The sequence below is a fragment of the Rhodoferax sp. MLSD5-FHT05B10 genome (assembly GCF_058793415.1).
Genome location: NZ_JBXAFT010000002.1, coordinates 417,005 through 432,284, shown reverse-complemented (window position 1 = coordinate 432,284; position 15,280 = coordinate 417,005). Strand labels below are relative to the sequence as shown.

Sequence of the window (15,280 nt, the reverse complement as noted above, 5' to 3'; positions counted from 1 at the left end):
GGCAGATCGACCGGTGCGGGACAATGGCCCTTGCATTTCCCTCTGGCACCCAAACCCGCTGAAGACCCTAGGGGCGGCTTTTACATGACATCCAAGTCCTTGATTTCAAAAGATAAAAACCAGGCGCCGAGCGAGGACACGCCGTTGGCCGCCCACACGCCCATGATGGCCCAGTACCTGGCCCTCAAGGCCGAGTACCCCGACACCCTGCTCTTCTACCGCATGGGCGACTTCTACGAGATGTTCTACGCCGACGCCGAGAAGGCGGCGCGCCTGCTCGACATCACCCTCACCACCCGCGGCCAGTCGGCCGGCCAGCCCATCTCCATGGCCGGCGTGCCCTTTCACGCCATGGAGGGCTACCTGGCCAAGCTGATCCGCCTGGGCGAGTCCGTGGCCATCTGCGAGCAGGTGGGCGAGGTCACCGGCAAGGGCCCGGTAGAGCGCAAGGTGGTGCGCGTGGTCACCCCCGGCACCCTGACCGACACCGAGCTGCTGAGCGAGAAGACCGAATCCATCCTCATGGCCGCGCACCAGGGCCCGCGCAACCGCTGCGGCCTGGCCTGGCTCAGCGTCACCCAGGGCGTGGTGCACCTGGCCGAATGCGCCCCCGACGAGGTGCCCGAGTGGGTGGCCCGCGTGGCGCCCAGCGAGCTGGCCTACAGCACCGGTGTCACCCAGGCTTTCGAGGACCGCCTCAAGCGCCTGCGCCGAGGCAGCGCTGTGTACCTGACGGCCCGCCCCGAATGGCAGTTTGACAGCGCCCTGGGCCAGCGCAAGCTGCTCGACGTGCTGCAGGCCGCCAGCTTGGCCGGCTGGAACGCACAGGACCTGCCCCAGGCGCATGCGGCCTGCGCCGCCCTGCTGGGCTATGCCGAACACACCCAGGGCCGCGCCCTGAGCCACATCCGCACCGTGCAGGTGCAGCGCGACGGCGAACTCATAGCCCTGCCGCCCACCACCCGGCGCAACCTGGAACTGGTGCAGACCCTGCGCGGCGAAGACACGCCCACCCTGTTCTCGCTGCTGGACACCTGCATGACCGGCATGGGCAGCCGCCTGCTCAAGAGCTGGCTGCTGGAACCCCGGCGCGACCGCAACCAGGCCCAGCAACGGCTGGACGCCATTGCGACGCTGCGCCCAGCGCTGTGGCAGACCCTGCGCGGCCAGCTCAAGGGCAGCGCCGACATGGAGCGCATCACCGCCCGCACCGCCCTGCGCCAGGTGCGCCCGCGCGAGCTGGTTGCCCTGCTGCACACGCTACAGAAAACAGAGCAACTCACGCAGCATCTGAGAGGTCTTGAAGGCTATCTGGCTGCCATTTCCGAAGACCTGCACCCACCCGCAGAGTGCGCCGCCCTGCTGCAGCAAGCCATAGCCCCCGAGCCGGCCGCCCTGGTGCGCGACGGTGGCGTCATTGCCAGCGGCTTTGACGCCGAGCTCGACGAGCTGCGCGCCATCCAGACCAACTGCGACAGCTTCCTGCTCGAACTCGAAGGGCGCGAAAAGGCCCGCACCGGCATTGCCAACCTGCGGGTGCAGTTCAACCGGGTGCACGGTTTCTACATCGAGGTCAGCCAGGGCCAGCTGGACAAGGTGCCCGACGACTACCGCCGCCGCCAGACGCTGAAGAACGCCGAGCGCTTCATCACCCCCGAGCTCAAGGCGTTTGAAGACAAGGCTCTGTCCGCGCAGGAGCGCGGCCTGGCACGCGAGAAGTGGCTGTTCGAGCAGGTGCTGGACCGGCTGCAGGCCTTCATCCCCATGCTGACCCGCACGGCACGCGCGCTGGCTGCACTGGACGCGCTGTGCGCGCTGGCCGAGCGCTCGCTCACGCTGGACTGGTGCGCGCCGCAGTTCGTGGTGGAGCCGTGTATCGCCATCACCGCCGGGCGCCACCCCGTGGTGCAGGCGCGGCTGGCGGAGCTCTCCAGTGGCAATTTCATCGCCAACGACACCCACATGGGGCCCCGCCAGCGGCTGCAGATCATCACCGGCCCCAACATGGGCGGCAAATCGACCTACATGCGCCAGGTGGCGCTGATCGTGCTGCTGGCCTCCATCGGCAGCTATGTGCCGGCCAGCGCCTGCCGCCTGGGGCCCATCGACGCCATCCACACCCGCATTGGCGCGGCCGACGACCTGGCCAACGCCCAGTCCACCTTCATGCTGGAGATGACCGAGGCGGCACAGATCCTGCACGCCGCCACACCGCACAGCCTGGTGCTGATGGACGAGATCGGCCGCGGCACCAGCACCTTTGACGGCCTGGCCCTGGCCAGCGCGATTGCCACGCAGTTGCACGACAAGACCCAGGCTTTCACCCTGTTTGCCACCCACTACTTCGAGCTGACCGAGTTCCCCGCCACGCACCACCAAGCGCTCAACGTGCACGTCAGCGCCACCGAGTCGGGCCGCGACATCGTCTTCCTGCACGAAATCCAGAGCGGCCCGGCCAGCAAGAGCTACGGCATCCAGGTCGCCCGGCTGGCGGGCATGCCGGCGGCCGTGCTCAACCAGGCCCGCCATGCGCTGGACGCGCTGGAGTCGCAAGCCACCCAGAGCCGCCCGCAGGTAGACCTCTTTGCCGCGCCACCCGCTACAGAAACCATAGCTGTCAGCGCAGTGGATACGGCGCTTGCAGCCATAAATCCTGACAGTTTGAGCCCGCGTGAGGCGTTGGAGGCGCTGTACCAGCTGAAGGCCTTGGCGGGCAAGGATTGATGATCTCTACCCATGAGATCCGCATGGCAACCTGTAGAGCACCTTGACAACGATGCCGCGGCTCAATCCCCAGTTCGATAGTCGCGCGCTCCTGTCACAGCATTAAGGACGACAGCTTCGCGTCGATGTCCACCGCCTGCTCAGAGAGCATCTCAAGCGCCTCGTTGGCCAGAACCTTATCCCCGGCGAAGTTCCAGAGCGCGGCGTCCCGGCGCTCAAGCAGACTTCGGATCTCTTCCATGCACAGCCGGACTACCGACTCCACCACGGCGTCCACTTCCGCGTACCCGGTGTCCAGATGGATTCGATCCAGCAGATCGACCGTGGTTTGCGCCGTGAGCATCAAGTCGCCCGTGACCCAGCTGTTAACCGTGAACAGAGAAACAGGGACACCCTTGGCGTCAAAGCCCATCGTCAGCAAGTGGCGTGTGCCGGGGTTTTTGGCGCCACCCGCAAGCGCCTCCCATTCGAGTGCACGGGCGGAACGCAGCCGGTGCGACCAGAGCTTGCGCCCGGCAAACAAATGGATGTGACCATGCTCGGCCGCTTCCGGCCGATCCTCCGGCGAATGCGAGTGGTAAAACCACTGAAATCCGCTGTGCAGATCGATCGCATCGTCCTGCGGGTAATGCCGCCATTGCCTGGGCGGCTCTCCACTCAACAGGCTTCCAAACAGATGCTGCCCACGTAGGGCAAGGCCTGCATAGGTTTCCAGCAAACGGGAACCGGCCGCAACTTGCGCGGCACGGCTTGACGCCTTGGGCGGCCGGCTCGATTCGCCCATCAGTTCTTGGGGGCGCACTTCGGAGCGCATTTGGCCATGCACTTGGGAGCACACTTCTTGGCCCCGCACTTTGCAGGCTTGGCGCAACACTTGGACGCGCATTTTCCGCAGCATTTGGACATGCCGGTTTTCGGCTTGCACTTGGCAGCGTCTTTCATGTCTTGGGCCGCGGCTGGCAGTGCCAGGGTAGCAACCGTCAAAGCGGCAAGTGATGCCATTTTCAAAGATGTCTTCATAAATATTCCTCGGTGGTGGATAAGTCGAGGCCGCGATTGGCTTCCTCTGCAACTAAGAGCCTCCAACCCGACGAACCGGTTCGCATTGGGTGAAAAAAATGGGGAAAAACAGCCCGCGCAGGAAAACGCCACGCAATCCGACCAATGGCAAATATCTTTTTCAATCCGCGAACCGTTTCTGCTCCAAGCATCCTCCTAGTGGGTAATCAACCCTGAATGCGAACCCAAAGGACGGCCATGCCCCACCACCAAACCCTCACACTCTTAGCCGCTTTAATTTCATCCCTAGGCTTTGCGGCTTGCGCCTCGGCTGCGGACGAAACAACCCGGCCCGCTGGCTACAAACCCATCGCCGGGGATGCCAAGCTGGGAGAAAAAATCTTTAGTGACTCCAAGCTCTCGACCAATGGCATGTCCTGCGCTTCCTGCCATGCCAATTACGGCGCGTTCTCGGCCTCGTTTGCAAAACCCTACCCCCACACCGTCGCCATGGCCAAAGACCAGTTGGGCCGCAAGACCATCCACCTGGATGAAATGGTCCAGGCCTGCATGGTCATGCCCATGGCTGCCAAGCCGCTTCCCTGGAACTCCAAGGAGCTGGCAGGCCTCACCGCCTATTTGCAGACGCTGCAAAAGACGTTCAAACCTTCTCATTAACCCCTCGGAGAGTCCCCATGAAGCTTGCAAAAATCATCCCCGCCATCGCGCTCGCCTCCTGGGCAATCCTGGCCACGGCTGGAGATATCAAGCCCTTCAACCAACAGGAATTTGACCAACTCACCAAGGCCGGCAAGCCGGTGGTGCTGGACATCAGCGCACCATGGTGCCCCACTTGCAAGGCGCAAAAGCCCATCATTGACGGCTTGATGAAGCAACCCGCCTACAAAGATGTGACACTGATGACCATCGACTTCGACAGCGCCAAGCCCACACTCAAAAAGTTCAAGGTCACCATGCAAAGCACGCTGGTAGCCTTCAAGGGCGAAAAGGAAGTGGGCCGCTCAGTCGGCGACACCACGCCAGCGGGCCTTGAGGGCCTCATCAAAAAGACGGTGAACTGATGGATTTCGGTCTCGGCTCCTACGGATTTGGCTTCCTGGCAGGGCTGCTTTCGACGCTATCACCATGCGTATTGCCCATCATTCCAATTCTGCTGGGCTCAGCCACCCATGTCCATCCCAGGGCGCCGCTGGCACTTGCCGGCGGATTAGCCCTGTCTTACGCCATCATCGGAACCACACTTGCATGGGTGGGCTCCGCGCTGGGGCTGGAGGCTTCCATCTTTCGCGGCATCGGAGCCGCCATTTTGGGAATGTTGGGCGTGGTACTTATATCGGGGGGACTGCAGCAGCGGTTTGCGACAGCCACCGCCGGCATTGGAGACGCAGGCAACAGCCTGATTGCACGCATGCACCTGGACGGCCTTTGGGGGCAGTTCGCAATAGGCCTGGTGCTGGGCGTGGTGTGGAGCCCGTGCGTAGGGCCGACTTTGGGCGCCGCCGTGGTTCTGGCCAGCCAGGGCTCGCAACTTCCGCAGATCGCCTTGCTCATGGGTATTTTTGGCCTTGGGGCTGCTCTACCCGTTGTCGCGCTGGCCTACGTTTCGCGTGGCGCCATGCTCAAGGTGCGAGGCAAGCTCATGCAGGCCGGCAAGACCGGAAAAATGATCCTGGGCTCCATCATGATCGCGCTGTCGGTGTTAATCTTGCTTGGCGCCGACAAGCCCATGGAAACGTGGCTGGTGGACCATTCGCCCGCGTGGCTCACCCGACTGACCACCCGGTTTTAATGGGTGAACTTTTTTTGGGGGAACCGCGAACCGTTTCGCCCCCTTGGCACCTCTTAGTGGGTGAGGATGTTCCTCGACACGAAACAGTTCCAAGGAGATCACTATGTTCTACGTCAAAAATATACCCACCTGGGAGCGCATTCTTCGAGTTTTGATGGGCATTGCAGGCCTTGCCTTCGCCGTCGCGAATTGGGGAGTCTCCGGCATGGCTGTCGGTATTGGCGCCATGGGCGCAATGCTCGCCATGACAGGACTCTTCGGCTTTTGCCCGATGTGCGCCATGGTGGGCCGCAAGCTCAACAAGAAGACATAACCATGGCAGCCAGCGCCACCGATCGGGACAACTTGATCCTGGCCGCCCAAACGGGCGACCCGGCATCGATCGGCCGCCTTTTGGCCGTGTGCCAGGCCGACGCCCGTCGCTATGCCTACAAGCACTGCCAGGTCAGCGATGTGGACGATGCCGTCCAGGAATCTCTATTGATCATTTCCCGCAAAGTCAGCGGGCTCAAAGCCGCCGCAGCCTTTTCGGGCTGGCTCTTTACCGTGATCAAGCGTGAATGCCGCAAGCTGGAGCGCGTGATGTTCAAGACCGACTCCCTGGACGAAGAGTTAGCCGAACATCAATTGCTCTGCAAATCTGACAACGATTTGCGAATCGACCTGGCAGCCGCACTTGAATCACTCCCGGCCCACTATCTCGAAGTGGTGCTGCTGCGCGACTTCGAAGAACTCACCATTGCAGAAATTGCCGAACGCCTTGGCGAACCCGATGGGGCGATCAAAAGCCGACTGCACAGAGCCCGTGAACTCGTACGCGAATACATGATCGGGCCGCATAAACTCCCCCGAGGTAACGGATCCAGTCATCGCCGATGAATGGCGGCCATTGCGCATCATCGAATCGCAGGCCGCCCAGGTTGGTCTGGGCGGGTTTCTTCGCGATTTGGGGGAAAATCGGCATACCCGGCGCGATCCTGCGAAAAACCAATCGCCTGACCGAAGAGGAACACGGCACTGTCAAGAATTGAATCTTGGGGGGGGCATGCGGCAACCGGTAGTGCAAGACTGCCGGCCCTGCAGGGTGGCATTTACACTCTAGGCTTTCTGCTCGCTATCTCCAAATGACCTACTGCGTCGCCATCAAACTCAACGCCGGCTTGGTTTTTCTCTCCGATTCCCGCACCAACGCCGGGCTGGACCAGATCAGCACCTTCCGCAAGATGATCGTCTACGAGAAGCCGGGCGAGCGCTTCATGGTGCTGCTGTCGGCCGGCAACCTGAGCATCACGCAATCGGTACGCGAGATCCTGCAGGTGGAAAAGCTCAAGGATCACGAGAGCGACGAAGGCATCACCATTTGGAACGCCAAGAGCATGTTCGACGCCGCGCGCGTGCTGGGTTCGGCCATCCGCAAGGTGTACGAGCGCGACGCCGTCTCGCTCAAGCAGGCCGGTGTGGACTTCAATGTTTCGCTCATCTTCGGCGGCCAGATCCAGGGCGAAGGCATGCGCCTGTTCCAGGTGTATTCGGCCGGCAACTTCATCGAGGCCACGCTGGAGACGCCCTATTTCCAGGTCGGCGAATCCAAATACGGCAAGCCCGTGCTGGACCGCGTCATCACCCCGGCCACGCCGCTGGACGAGGCCGCCAAGTGCGCGCTGGTGTCCATGGACTCCACGCTCAAGTCCAACCTGTCGGTGGGGCTGCCGCTGGACATGGTGGTGTACGAGGCCAACCAGTTCCGCACCGACAAGATTGTCTGCATCGACGAGAACAACCCCTACTTCCGCATGCTGCACGGCAGCTGGGGGCAGAAGCTGCGCGAGGTGTTCGACAGCATTGAAGACCCGCAGTGGAACGGCGGCCCGACCGAGGTGCCGCTGCGCGTGCCCTCGGCGCGCAGCCAGCCCCTGAAGAAAATCACGACTCCTGAAGAAAAACTGATCTGACGCCCGTCAGACTTGCCACCCCCATGTCCACCATCGTTTTCTCCCACGCCAACAGCTTTCCCGCCAGCACCTACAAGGTGCTGTTCAAGAGCCTGCGCGCGCGTGGTTACACCGTCAAGGCCATCGAGCAATACGGCCATGACCCGCGCTACCCCGTCAGCAACAACTGGCCCCAGGTGGTGCAGCAACTCATCGACTTCGCGCAGGGCGAGGTCCAGAAGGCCGGCGCGCCGGTCTGGCTGGTCGGCCATTCGCTGGGCGGCTTCCTGAGCCTGATGGCTGCGGTGCGCCAGCCCGAGCTGGCCCGCGGCGTGGTGCTGATCGACTCCCCCATCCTGGGCGGCTGGCGCTCCACCGCCGTGGGCGTAATGAAGACCACGCAGGTCATGGGCTCGCTCTCGCCCGGTGCCGTCAGCCGGCAACGCCGCATGAGCTGGCCCTCGGTGGAAGCGGCCTACGAACACTTCCGCCACAAGAAGGCCTTTGCCAAGTGGGACGACCAGGTGCTGCTGGACTACGTGACCTACGGCACGCACGAAGCCGACGGCAAGCGCGTGCTCAACTTCCACCGCGACGTGGAAACCCTGTTCTACAACACCGTGCCCGACAACCTGGACCGCCTGCTGGCGCGCCACCCGCTCAAGTGCCCGGTCACCTTCATCGGCGGGCGCGCCTCGCAGGAGATGAAGCAGGTGGGGATGGCCATGACCGAAAAAATCACCCGGGGCCGCACGCTCATGCTCGACGGCAGCCACCTCTTTCCCATGGAAAAGCCCCTGGCCACCGCAGCCGCCATCGAAACGGCGCTGCGCAACATGGAGCACTGAAAAGGGTCAGTCGACCCAGTGCACCACGCCGGTCCAGGCCGTGGCCAGCACCACCACACCAAAGGCGATGCGGTAGTAGGCAAAGCCGGTGAAGCTGTGGGTGGCAATGAAGCGCAGCAGCCAGCGCACGCACAGCCAGGCACTGAGGAAGGACACCACCAGCCCCACGCCAAACAGCGGCAGGTCCGCCAGGCTCAACAGGGCGCGCTCCTTGTACAGGCTGTACACGCCGGCGCCGATCAGGGTGGGAATGGCCAGGTAGAACGAGAAGTCGGTTGCCGCCTTGCGCGACAGGCCCAGCAGCATGCCGCCAATGATGGTGGCGCCGCTGCGGCTGGTGCCCGGAATCATGGCCAGGCACTGCGCCAGGCCCACCTTGAGGGCGTCCTTCCAGGTCATGTCGTCGGCATCGGTCACGTGCACGGCATTGCCGCCGGCAGCCTGGCGCTTCTCGGCCCACAGGATGATGAAGCCCCCCACGATGAACGTGGTGGCCACCACCGACGGCGTGAACAGATACGCCTTGATGGCCTTGCCAAACAGCAGCCCCAGCACCACCGCGGGCAGAAAGGCAATCAGCACGTTGAGCGCCAGCGTCTGCGCCTGCCGGCCGGTGGGCAGGTCCGCCAGCGTGGCACGGATCTTGTCCCAGTACACCAGCACCACCGCAAAAATGGCCCCGGTCTGGATGGCGATGTCGAACACCTTGGCCTTGTCGTCGTCAAAACCCAGCAGGGAGCCTGCCAGGATCAGGTGACCGGTGCTCGAAATCGGCAGGAATTCGGTCAACCCCTCGACGATGCCCATGATGGTGGCCTTGATCAGCAATGCAATATCCAAAACACGCTCCTAAAAATTGAATTGGAAGGGCTTAACCCTTTTTGGTTCCCCACTATTGTCCACTGCCGGCGTCACGGTATTGCGGCGCGGCCCTGCAGACCCGGCGCCGCGTTCATAAAATGCATCGCAAATATTTCTTATAGTGCCGCATGCCCACCCCCAAGAAAACCATTCCCATCCGCCTGCAGGCGGCCACCGCTGACGACGGCGCGACGGTGTCCCTGTACGAAAAACAGGTCAAGATCTACCCGCGCTCCGTGCGCGGCTGGTTTGCCAACTGGCGCTGGCTGATGGTCTGGGTCACGCAGGTGGTGTTCTACGGCCTGCCCTGGCTGCAGTGGCACGGCCGCCAGGCCGTGCTCTTTGACCTGAACGAGCGGCGCTTCTACGTCATGGGCCTGATGCTGCATCCACAGGACTTCATCTACCTGGCGGCACTGCTGGTCATCTCGGCGTTGGCGCTGTTCTTCTTCACCGCCGTGGCGGGGCGCCTGTGGTGCGGCTATGCCTGCCCGCAAACCGTGTACACCGAGATGTTCCTCTGGGTCGAGCGCCACACCGAAGGCGACCGCCTGGCCCGCATGCGGCTGGACGCCGCGCCCTGGGGGCTGGAAAAACTCGCGCGCAAGGGCAGCAAGCAACTCATCTGGATTGCCATAGGCCTGGTCACGGGCTTCACCTTCGTGGGCTACTTCACGCCCATCCGCACCCTGGTCGGCGAGCTGGCGGTGCTGTCGCTCTCGCCCTGGGAATGGTTCTGGGTGCTGTTCTACGGCTTCATGACCTACGGCAACGCCGGCTACATGCGCGAGCAGGTGTGCAAGTACATGTGCCCCTACGCCCGCTTCCAGAGCGCGCTGATCGACATGGACTCCATGGTCATTGCCTATGACACCAGCCGCGGCGAATCCCGCGGCTCGCGCCCGCGCAAGGCCGACCCCAAGGCCCTGGGCCTGGGCGACTGCATCGACTGCACCCTGTGCGTGCAGGTGTGCCCCACCGGCATCGATATCCGCGACGGCCTGCAAAACGAGTGCATTGCCTGCGCCGCCTGCATCGACGTCTGCGACGACGTGATGGGCAAGATGGGCTACGCCACCGGGCTGATCCGCTACTCGTCGGGCAACGGCATCGCCCAGTCCCTGACGCCGGGGCAGATGGTGCGCCGCGTGTGGCGTCCCCGCGTACTGATCTACGGCGCCTTGCTACTGGTCACCAGCCTGGTCTTTGTGGGCAGCCTGTCCCTGCGCAAGGGCTACTCCGTGAACATCATCAAGGACCGCGGCACGCTGGCCCGTGTGGTGGGCAGCGGCTACGTGGAAAACGTCTACCGCCTGCAAGTCACCAACGGCACCGAGCAGCCCCAGCGCTACCACGTGAGCGTGTCGGGCCTGCCGGGGCTTGCCATCGTCACGCCGCCCGAACTGAACGTGGAGGCCACCGGCATCGAGTCGCTGCCCGTGCGCCTGACCCTGCCCCCCGATGCGGCGGAGAGCTACCGCGGGCAGGCCAACCCCATCGTGTTCGACATCCAGACGGAGCACGCCGGCGAGGTCGTGACCCTGCACGAAAAATCCACCTTCTTCGTGCCGCGCTGAAAGCGCGCCCGATGGGAGGTCAGAAGCTGGTGGCCAGCATCACCACCACGGCCACCGCCATGACCGCCGTGGCGGCCCAGCCGAAAACCCGATGCCGGGTGGAGATGGTGAGCCGGCCCATCAGGCGCTCGGACTGGCCGATCCACATGAGCGCCGCCATGATGGGCACCGAAATGACGCCGTTCACAATGGCGCTCCACACCAGCGCCTTGATCGGGTCCACCTCCAGGTAGCCCATGACCGTGCCAATGCCCGTGGCGGCCACGATGATGAGGTAGAAGCCCTTGGCGTCCCGAAAACCGTGCGACAGGCCGGCCGTCCAGCCATACAACTCACTGACCGCGTAAGCCGCCGAACCCGCCAGCACCGGAACGGCCAGCAGGCCGGTCCCGATGATGCCCAGCGCAAAGACGGCAAAGGCGAACTCGCCGGCCACCGGCCGCAGCGCCTCGGCCGCCTGGGCCGATGTCTGGATGTTGGTGATGCCCTGCTGGTTCAGCGTGACCGCCGTGGCAATGACGATGCACAGCGCAATGACGTTGGAAAACGTCATGCCCACATAGGTGTCGCTCTTGATGCGGGACAAGTGCTCGGCCGCATATTCGGGGTGCGTGCGCAGCGCCTGCGCCTCGGGGCGGCGGTTGTTGTCTTCCACCTCCTGCGCGGCCTGCCAGAAGAACAGGTAGGGGCTGATGGTGGTTCCCAGCACGGCCACCACCATGGCCGCATAGTCCTTGAGCGAGGTGCCCGGCGGAATGAAGGACCACGGGTGCAGCGACTCCGCAATGGCCTGCCGCCACGGCACCTGCACCGTCAGGATCACCGCCACATAGGCAAACAGCGCCAGCGTGAGCCATTTCAGAATGCGCACCGTGCTCTCGTACGAGAAGATCACCTGCGTGGCAATGCACAGCAGGCCAAAGCCCACCACGTACAGGGCCAGCGGCCCGCCCATGAGCAGCCGCGCAGCCTCGCCCATGGCGCCGATGTCGGCCGCAATGTTGATGGTATTGGCCACCACCAGCAGGCCCACCAGCGTGACGGTCAGCCAGCGCGGAAACATCTTGTTGATGTTGCTGGCCAGCCCCTCGCCGGTCACCCAGCCAATGCGGGCCGAGAGCATCTGGATGCCAATCATCAGCGGCGTGGTGATGAGCAGCGTCCACACCAGCGCAAAGCGGAACTGGGAGCCGGCCTGCGAGTACGTGGCAATGCCGCTGGGGTCGTCGTCCGCGGCCCCCGTGATGAGGCCCGGTCCGAGCCGGCGAACAATATTCTTTGCGGTTTGGGTCACCATTGCAATTTCCCCCTGCTGCGTCGCAAACACATGCGACGGCTGTGGCGCTCCATCGGGCGCCGGTTCTGAAAAAAGACCTGGGGATGCATTCGAACGCGGGGCAAAGGCCCCGGGCATTCGCTTCGCTTGCCAGGCACGTTGGGCATGTGCCTCCGTGCCGAGTCTGACAAGCGATGACGACAACGGTGTGTCTAGGTGCCCGTCAAACTGACCGGAGGCCGGGAACTTTCGGATTCCATGGCTGAGGCCGGTAGTGAATAAGAGGCGGATTGTAAGCACCCGTTCCGCCTGGGCGGGGAACGGTTTTGTAAATCAGGAGTAAAGGTGCGGGGCTTTCAGTTGTCCCAATCGCCGCCGCCACCGCCGTCGTCCCACGAGCCCGAGTCGGCCACGCCAAAGTCCTGGCCACCCATGTCGCCATTGCCGGCCAGCGGCTCGTAGGTGGTGTCGACCACCGGCGACGGCGCGACTTGCGTGTCATGGCCCATCAGGCTCTTGCCGATGGCCTGCGCTGCCATCACGCCGGCGCCCACCGCCAGACCCGTTGCCAGCCCACCCATGACCTGGCCGCCCAGCCCGCTGCCCGCAGGCTGGCCGTAGCCCGGCTGGCCATACGCCGGCACCGCCGCGGGGCCCGCACCAAAAGTCTGCGGGCCGCTCAGGCCATTGCCGCCCCCGTAGACCACAGGCGCCGCCGCCTGGGCCCGCTGACGGGTATGGAAGACCACCAAGGCCACGGCGGCCCCGCCCAAGAGCAGCACCATGCCCCAGGGAAACGGTGACGAGGCCGGGCGCGGCTCCAGGGCCTGCCCAGCGGACACGGGGGCCGCCACGGCTCGGCTCGACGATGCCCCGCCGGCGCCCGCCGCCAGTTGGGCGCGCAAGCCCTGCACGGCAGCCGGCTTGGCAAACGGCAACCCGGGTGCCAGCTTCTCGGCCAGCGCCAGCTCTTCGCGGGCACGGGCGGCCTGGCCTTGCTGCGCGGACAGCTCCGCCTGCACAAAGTGGGCCTTGGCGCTGTTCGGGTGGGCCACCAGCACCTGCTGCATCATGGTCTGGGCCTGGTCCAGCCGGCCGGCGTGCGCCGCTTCGTAGACCTGGTTCAGCGTGGGCTCGGACTGCGCCATGGTCAGGCCGCAGCCCAGCAGGGCCACTACCGCCAGGCAGCGTTTGATCGTTCGGTTCAGCATGGGTACTTCCTTTTTCCAAATCCTGTGGTTGCGCAAACAGGCCCGCCAACACAAGGCGACCGGCTGCTCTTGCGAGATGGTGGCGTGCAGCCCAAACACAAGGGAAGAAAAACTTCTTTACAAGCCTGCTCTGAATTTGAGGCCAATTCAGGCTCAAGAGCCCGTATTATCTGCGCAGACCGCTATTGTTTCAGGAGCAAACCCGGCATGCCCATGCGGTCACTGCCGTTGCCCACGCCGCCGGCGAGCGCTTGCGCAAGCCCCGGCAGCACACTACGATGGTGCTCAGCAGACCATAAGAAAGAAAGGCCGAGACACTATGACGATACGGTACAGCAACATGGCAATCCACCTGCCCGAGACCAAGATGCGCATCTACCCCACCAAGGTGGTCAACATCATCGGCGGGCCGGGCAGTGACAAGTCCCTGTATTCGGCGGCCATCATCCTGTACCTGAACCTGCACAACAAGACCGTGGAGACCATTCCCGACTTTGCCAAGTCGCTGGTGTGGCAGCAAAACTTCCAGGTGCTCAAGAACCAGTATTTCATTGCCCAGCGCCAGTTCGAGATGCTCAACCTGCTGGACGGCCAGGTGCAGTTCCTCATCACCGAGTGCTCGCTGCCCCAGGTGCTGTACTACAACGAGAACTACCCGGACAACATCTGCGACGTTGCCAAGACCCGCGCCCAGATTCTGGAGTGGTACGGGCAGCACAACAACATCAACATCCTGGTGGAGCGCGGCGACAAGAAGTACGTGCACACCGGGCGGTTCCAGGACGAAGAGCAGGCCCGTGACGTCGACCGCGGCCTGCGCAGCCTGCTGAGCCGCGAGGGCATTCCCTTCACCCTGCTGCCGCCCGACATCGACGCCATCAACGCCTTTGCCGCCACGCTGCTGGACTGAGCGCCCACCAGCCCGGTGCTAGGCCCGGGGCCGCAAGCCCTCGGGCACGAACCGGCTCAGGCGGACGTGGATGGCGGCCTCGTGCCGCTGCCACCACACGCCCAGCCACACCACCCCCAGGCCCAGCAGCGTGAGCGCAAACGGGAACAGCAGGCTGTCCTTGAACACCCGGTGCGACAGGTAGCCCAGGTACATGGCCACGCCCAGCGCCCCCAGCACGGTGAACACGCGCCGCCCAATGGCGGCACCCAGCAGCACCAGCGCCACGTTCAACACGCAGTACAGGAACTTGCTCAGCTCACTGTCGGACTGGCGCAGGCTCAGGCCGCACCAGAACATGATGGCGCCAAACAGGTACAGCCAGTAGGCATAGTCCTGGCGCCACTCGGGCGTTTGGGCGCGGCGGCTGCGCGCATCCACCCACATGGCCAGCGCGCAGGTGCCCAGGCCGAACACCAGCGACACATCGCGGGTGAACTGCCAGTCGAACCCCTGGCTCTGCATCAGGCCGTTGGCCACGTCCATGCTCATGTACCACAGGGTCACCGCAATGGGCATCACCATGAAGGGCAGCCGGTAGCGCCACAGCATGACCACGCCCGCGGCCAGCGTGGCGAACTCCAGCGTCATCCAGCGCCAGTCAATGCGCGTGTGGTAGGCCGAAAAGTTGCTGGAGCCGCCCGGCGGCCACAGGCCCAGCAGGCTCTGCACACACCACACGGCCAGCGGCACCAGGCACACCGCCAGCGTGGCCAAAATGCCGGCTGGCACCGGCAGGCCGCGGGTCTTGAAATGGTCGGCCACCTTCAGGCACGCAAAGCCATACGCCAGCGCAATGGCCAGCAGGCCGGCCGGCCCCATGGCCTGAAAGCCCAGCGTCATGAACAGCGACATGGCGCTGATGGCCACCATGCCCCCAAAGTAGTACAGCACGTTCACCAAGCCAAACCGGGGGCCCTGGGAGTGCGCAGCCAGCGGCCCCGGCGCGGTGGGCTGGGTGGCCGGGTCCAGCAGCGTCCAGCGCTGCCACAGGGCGTCGGCCTGGCTGGCGGTGATCAGGCCGCTGCGGGCGGCGTCCTGTACGTCGGCTTGCTGGAGAACCACGCGGTCCGGGGTGGGTTGGGTCATGGGTG

General features: G+C 64.1%; 16 protein-coding genes. 11 read left to right on the top strand and 5 right to left on the bottom strand.

Going from position 1 to position 15,280, the window contains the following annotated elements:
- Positions 1-84 precede the first annotated feature (84 nt).
- On the top strand, positions 85-2,724 hold the full coding sequence (gene mutS, locus AC1Q5W_RS04690) for a DNA mismatch repair protein MutS (protein ID WP_492643614.1): 2,640 nt from the start codon (positions 85-87) through the stop codon (positions 2,722-2,724).
- A gap of 94 nt (positions 2,725-2,818) precedes the next feature.
- On the opposite strand, the gene AC1Q5W_RS04685 is transcribed toward mutS, so the two are convergent.
- Positions 2,819-3,538 (bottom strand): DUF6969 family protein, encoded by a 720-nt coding sequence (locus AC1Q5W_RS04685; RefSeq protein ID WP_492643615.1) that lies wholly within the window; start codon positions 3,536-3,538, stop codon positions 2,819-2,821.
- A gap of 27 nt (positions 3,539-3,565) precedes the next feature.
- Here AC1Q5W_RS04685 and AC1Q5W_RS04680 point away from each other — a divergent pair, with 27 nt between their 5' ends.
- The 8 genes from AC1Q5W_RS04680 (at position 3,566) to AC1Q5W_RS04645 (ending at position 8,312) form a co-directional block, all read left to right on the top strand.
- Positions 3,566-3,943: a hypothetical protein gene (locus AC1Q5W_RS04680; RefSeq protein ID WP_492704093.1), complete on the top strand. Its 378-nt coding sequence runs from the start codon at positions 3,566-3,568 to the stop codon at positions 3,941-3,943.
- Positions 3,944-3,981: 38 nt separating this feature from the next.
- Positions 3,982-4,401 (top strand): c-type cytochrome, encoded by a 420-nt coding sequence (locus tag AC1Q5W_RS04675; protein ID WP_492643617.1) that lies wholly within the window; start codon positions 3,982-3,984, stop codon positions 4,399-4,401.
- 17 nt (positions 4,402-4,418) lie between these two features.
- Positions 4,419-4,805: a thioredoxin family protein gene (locus AC1Q5W_RS04670; protein WP_492643618.1), complete on the top strand. Its 387-nt coding sequence runs from the start codon at positions 4,419-4,421 to the stop codon at positions 4,803-4,805.
- Positions 4,805-5,533, top strand: a complete 729-nt coding sequence (locus tag AC1Q5W_RS04665; RefSeq protein ID WP_492643619.1) for a cytochrome c biogenesis CcdA family protein — start codon at positions 4,805-4,807, stop codon at positions 5,531-5,533. The genes AC1Q5W_RS04670 and AC1Q5W_RS04665 overlap by 1 nt, the downstream gene beginning before the upstream one ends.
- Before the next feature lie 103 nt (positions 5,534-5,636).
- Positions 5,637-5,846, top strand: coding sequence for a YgaP family membrane protein (locus AC1Q5W_RS04660; protein WP_492643620.1), 210 nt, complete (start codon positions 5,637-5,639; stop codon positions 5,844-5,846).
- Positions 5,847-5,848: 2 nt separating this feature from the next.
- Entirely contained in the window at positions 5,849-6,412 is a 564-nt protein-coding gene (locus tag AC1Q5W_RS04655) for an RNA polymerase sigma factor (RefSeq protein ID WP_492643621.1), read from the top strand.
- Positions 6,413-6,657: 245 nt separating this feature from the next.
- A complete protein-coding gene (locus AC1Q5W_RS04650; RefSeq protein ID WP_492643622.1) occupies positions 6,658-7,485 on the top strand; it encodes a proteasome-type protease in 828 nt (275 codons plus the stop codon).
- 23 nt (positions 7,486-7,508) lie between these two features.
- The gene (locus tag AC1Q5W_RS04645; protein WP_492643623.1) at positions 7,509-8,312 is read left to right on the top strand and encodes an alpha/beta fold hydrolase; all 804 of its coding nucleotides are present in this window, start codon (positions 7,509-7,511) and stop codon (positions 8,310-8,312) included.
- Between the two features lie 6 nt (positions 8,313-8,318).
- Here AC1Q5W_RS04645 and AC1Q5W_RS04640 read toward each other — a convergent pair whose 3' ends face one another.
- A complete protein-coding gene (locus AC1Q5W_RS04640; protein ID WP_492643624.1) occupies positions 8,319-9,152 on the bottom strand; it encodes an undecaprenyl-diphosphate phosphatase in 834 nt (277 codons plus the stop codon).
- Between the two features lie 149 nt (positions 9,153-9,301).
- Here AC1Q5W_RS04640 and ccoG point away from each other — a divergent pair, with 149 nt between their 5' ends.
- On the top strand, positions 9,302-10,750 hold the full coding sequence (gene ccoG, locus AC1Q5W_RS04635; protein WP_492643625.1) for a cytochrome c oxidase accessory protein CcoG: 1,449 nt from the start codon (positions 9,302-9,304) through the stop codon (positions 10,748-10,750).
- A gap of 19 nt (positions 10,751-10,769) precedes the next feature.
- Here the strand turns inward: ccoG and AC1Q5W_RS04630 are convergent, their stop codons facing one another.
- On the bottom strand, positions 10,770-12,047 hold the full coding sequence (locus AC1Q5W_RS04630) for an NRAMP family divalent metal transporter (protein ID WP_492643626.1): 1,278 nt from the start codon (positions 12,045-12,047) through the stop codon (positions 10,770-10,772).
- Positions 12,048-12,382: 335 nt separating this feature from the next.
- Complete coding sequence (locus tag AC1Q5W_RS04625; RefSeq protein WP_492643627.1) at positions 12,383-13,237, bottom strand: tetratricopeptide repeat protein; 855 nt, start codon at positions 13,235-13,237, stop codon at positions 12,383-12,385.
- Positions 13,238-13,556: 319 nt separating this feature from the next.
- Between AC1Q5W_RS04625 and AC1Q5W_RS04620 the strand changes: the two genes are divergently transcribed.
- A complete protein-coding gene (locus AC1Q5W_RS04620; RefSeq protein ID WP_492643628.1) occupies positions 13,557-14,147 on the top strand; it encodes a hypothetical protein in 591 nt (196 codons plus the stop codon).
- A gap of 18 nt (positions 14,148-14,165) precedes the next feature.
- Here the strand turns inward: AC1Q5W_RS04620 and AC1Q5W_RS04615 are convergent, their stop codons facing one another.
- Positions 14,166-15,275, bottom strand: a complete 1,110-nt coding sequence (locus AC1Q5W_RS04615) for a DUF2157 domain-containing protein (RefSeq protein WP_492643629.1) — start codon at positions 15,273-15,275, stop codon at positions 14,166-14,168.
- Between the last annotated feature and the right edge of the window lie 5 nt (positions 15,276-15,280).